General features: G+C 73.8%; 2 protein-coding genes. Both read left to right on the top strand.

Annotated elements, in window-relative coordinates; translation table 11 throughout:
- A partial coding sequence (locus tag A7A76_RS04750) for a sensor histidine kinase (RefSeq protein ID WP_206410116.1) occupies positions 1–1,478 on the top strand: 1,478 nt, incomplete at its 5' end.
- Positions 1,478–1,662: hypothetical protein (locus A7A76_RS04755; RefSeq protein ID WP_206410117.1), on the top strand; the 185-nt coding region annotated here is incomplete at its 3' end. The genes A7A76_RS04750 and A7A76_RS04755, both read left to right, overlap by 1 nt.

Here is a 1,662-nt window from a genome sequence, read left to right on the forward strand (position 1 = left end):
GCCCGGCCGGCCCGCACGTGACTTCCGCCGCCTCGATGCCCGGCCCGCGCGCCCGGCCCGCGCGCGCCGGCGACAGCCTGCGCCGGCGCCTGCTGCTGTTCCTGCTGGTGCCGGTCAGCATCACCGTGGTGCTGGTGTCGGTGCTGGTGTACGCGGTCGCCTCGCGCTATTCCGACCGCGTCTACGACGAAGGCCTGCTCGAAGACGCCTACGGCTTGGCCAAGGTGCTCAAGGCCACCGATTCGGACGCGCTGTCGCCGCAGGCGGCGTTCCTGCTGGAGTACAACAAGCTCGGCCACAACTACTACTCGGTGCGCAGCCTGCGCCGCGGCGTGCTCAGCGCCAGCCACGAGGCGATTCCGCCGGGCCCGGCGCCGCGCCTGGACGGCGACGCGCAGTTCTACGACACCGCCATCGGCGGCGCGCGTTCGCGCGCGGTGGCGCTGGCGGTGCCGGCGCCGGCCGATCCCAGCGACACCCTGGTGGTGACCCTGGCCGAGACCGTGCAGGACCGGCAGCTGCGCGCGCAGCAGATCCTGCTGATGTCGATCCTGCTGCAGCTGGTGCTGACCGCGGTGCTGTTGGCGCTGATGTGGAGCGGCGTCAGCCGCGGCCTGCGCGCGCTGGATCCGCTGATCGGCCGCTTGGCCCGGCACGGGCAGGAACTGGTGCCGGTCGGCGACGTGCCGGTGCCGGCCGAGATCCGTCCGCTCAGCGCTACCATCGATGCCTTGCTCGAACGCATCCGCCGCTTGTTCGTGAGCCAGGAACATTTCATCGCCGACGCCGCGCACCAGTTGCGCACGCCCCTGGCCGGGCTGGCCCTGCACGCCGAGCGCGCGCGCAGCAGCGCCGACGAAAGCCAGCGCGCCGACGCGCTGGCGCAGGTGCAGGTGCTGACCATGCGCCTGGCCCGCACCGCGACCCAGTTGCTGGCGTTGAGCCGGGCGCAGGCGCCGGTGGAGGCCGACGCGCCGATGGCGCCGTTGCGGCTGGACCAGTTGGTGCCGGAGATCCTCGGCGAACACGTCGCCCGCGCGATGCGCGCCGATGTCGACCTGGGCTACGAAGGCCCGGACGAAGCGCTGACCGTGCGCGCGGACGCGTATGCCTTGCACGATGCGCTCGGCAACCTCATCGACAACGCCCTGAGCTATGTGCGCCGCGGCGGCACGGTCAGCGTCGCGCTGCGCCGGCACGGCGAATCGGCGCGGGTCAGCGTCGACGACGACGGCCCCGGCGTGACCGAATCGGCGCTGCCGCGCCTGGGCGACCGCTTCTTCCGCGCGCCCGAGGCGATCGAAGGCGGCACCGGGCTCGGGCTGGCGATCGTGCGCCGCATCGCCGACCGCCACGGCGCGCGCGTGGCCTTCGCCCGCTCGCGCCTGGGCGGGTTGCGGGTCGAACTGGAGTTTCCCTTGATCGCGCCCGACGCCCCGAGCGGACGGGTCGCGCCTTTGCTCGCGGAGCCGCGTTGATGTCCCCGTTTTCGAGTGATCGCCCGCGTGATCGTCTGCGCGCCGCGCCGCCGCCGGATCGCCGCGCCGCGTTCGCGCGCCGCTGCGCAACGCTGCTGTCGGCGGCGGTGCTGCCGCTGGCGTTGAGCGCGTGCATGACCACGCCGATCCCCGACCAGACCCCGCCGCTGCCGCCGCAGTGGCG

The organism is Lysobacter enzymogenes (assembly GCF_017168095.1).
GTDB classification, from domain to species: Bacteria; Pseudomonadota; Gammaproteobacteria; order Xanthomonadales; family Xanthomonadaceae; genus Lysobacter; species Lysobacter enzymogenes_D.